This window comes from Acidiphilium multivorum AIU301, assembly GCF_000202835.1.
GTDB classification, from domain to species: Bacteria; Pseudomonadota; Alphaproteobacteria; order Acetobacterales; family Acetobacteraceae; genus Acidiphilium; species Acidiphilium multivorum.
On sequence record NC_015182.1, the window covers coordinates 1 to 1,729 of the forward strand.

Annotated in this window: 3 protein-coding genes; 2 read left to right on the top strand and 1 reads right to left on the bottom strand. The window is 60.9% G+C overall.

Annotated features, from left to right (window positions below; all coding sequences use genetic code 11):
* On the top strand, window positions 1–720 hold the full coding sequence (locus tag ACMV_RS19300; RefSeq protein WP_013635170.1) for a hypothetical protein: 720 nt from the start codon (window positions 1–3) through the stop codon (window positions 718–720).
* The gene (locus ACMV_RS19305) at window positions 717–989 is read left to right on the top strand and encodes a hypothetical protein (RefSeq protein ID WP_041665974.1); all 273 of its coding nucleotides are present in this window, start codon (window positions 717–719) and stop codon (window positions 987–989) included. Before ACMV_RS19300 ends, ACMV_RS19305 begins: the two co-directional genes overlap by 4 nt.
* A 128-nt stretch (window positions 990–1,117) precedes the next feature.
* Here ACMV_RS19305 and ACMV_RS21095 read toward each other — a convergent pair whose 3' ends face one another.
* A complete protein-coding gene (locus tag ACMV_RS21095; protein WP_148361059.1) occupies window positions 1,118–1,354 on the bottom strand; it encodes a hypothetical protein in 237 nt (78 codons plus the stop codon).
* Window positions 1,355–1,729 lie beyond the last annotated feature (375 nt).

Below are 1,729 nucleotides of genomic sequence, written 5' to 3' on the forward strand. Positions count from 1 at the left end.
ATGGCCACATCGCTCGCTGAACTGCGCCGCCGGGGACACTCCGACGACGATATCCACCTCGCGCAGATGACGCAGGAGGCGCAGAGACGGGCGGGAGCTCCTCACCGGACACTGGCAGAGATACTGGCCGGAAAACCGGCCAGAAGCCGCTCAGAGGCCGCTGTGGTGGATCTGACGGCACGGCAGCTACGGAGGCGCGGAAGCTACGGACAAGCCGCTCTGCTGGCCGATCAGGCCGCGCTGGGCGAGACAGACCCGGAGCGCGCAGAGCGCGCCAGATTCCATGCCGCGGGGCTGGCCGCCCTGGGTAAAGCAAAGCAGCTAGAGTTCGATTTTTTCGGAGGCGGTAACGTGAGCCTTGGTCATCAATACATCGACGCCGTGCAGGACCGCCTGATGAAAACCGAAGCGACGCCGGCAGAGCGGAATGCCGCGCTGGCGACGCTGCTGCTGATCACGCGGCATCTCGAATGGCAGTCCTACACCTGCACCAAGATCGCCGCCGATCTGGCCGAGATGCAGGGGGTGAAACGACAGGACATGAAGGATACCCTCGCGCTGCTTGAGCGCGTTGGGGCGATCAGCAGGATCAAGCGGGGCCGCACCAAGGTCATCGCGGTGACGCCGGAGGGCGCGTTCAGAGGGGACATTTCAAAGCACGGGGAAGCGATCGCACGCTACTCGGCTGAGGTCGTGAAGCTGCGCCCGGAGACGATATGAGCGACGAACCTGAAAACATCACCGCCGTTCTTCTCCGGGAAATCCGTGATGAACTGCGCGGGCTGCGCCGCGAGGTGGTGGACGTGCGAACACTGACCCTAGGCACGTTCGACCGGATGAAGCGGCTGGAGCGTCGCCTCGAGGAAACCCGCGACGATCTGGAGACCACCATCAAGGCCGAGATCATGGGCACCGGCCTGAACTGGCGTCGGGACTTGGAAGACCGTCTCGACGCCTTGGAAGAAACTAGGAAGCCGCCTCACGGCTAGAGGGGGTGCACGGGGGGGCAAGCCCCCCCTGCCAAGCGCGCGGTATTACCGCGCATTGCTTGCAATCAAACCTATCGGAATATAGCGCGGCCTGCCGATTACCTCGCTGTGCTCAGATCGGTGCGCAATCACGCGGTTTGTGCTGCGAAATTGGCGACAATGGCTCCGACAAACACGGCACTGAATGTACGCATGTCGATGACACTATGACGCGCCAATAGCTTCAAACTTAGATCAACATCGTCCTCACTTTGCGCATTCATCTCGAACAAATTGAGCGGACGATACGCTCGCATTTTCTCGCTTTTTCCGGGATCGCTAAGGGTGAAAACCCTTGGCCGCACCGCAAACTGAAAAGTTTGCATAAGTGCGCCCTTCGGGAACTAGTGCTGTTTTGCCTCTGCTGGTCTCTGAGCCGCCCTAGACGGCAGGGAGAGCCCCAGACCTGCCCACATCGTCCCCAATGCCGCTATGCGGTGTTTGAGCCGCCCTGAACGGCAGGATGAGGCTCTGCCCCCCCCCCCCGGCCACCACGGCCCGTCAGGGCCGCCAGAAATGGGCAAGCCGCGCAAGCGGCTTTCCGCTGCTCTTCCTGAATCTTCTTCTAGGTATGGATACCGCCGGAAGGTCTGGACAAAAAATCTAGGATTTCCGCCAATTCCAAGCCGAAATCGCTTGACCGATTGTAAGCCACCAGCTTACATTTGTAAGCCACCAGCTTACAATCGGGAGTCGCGTTC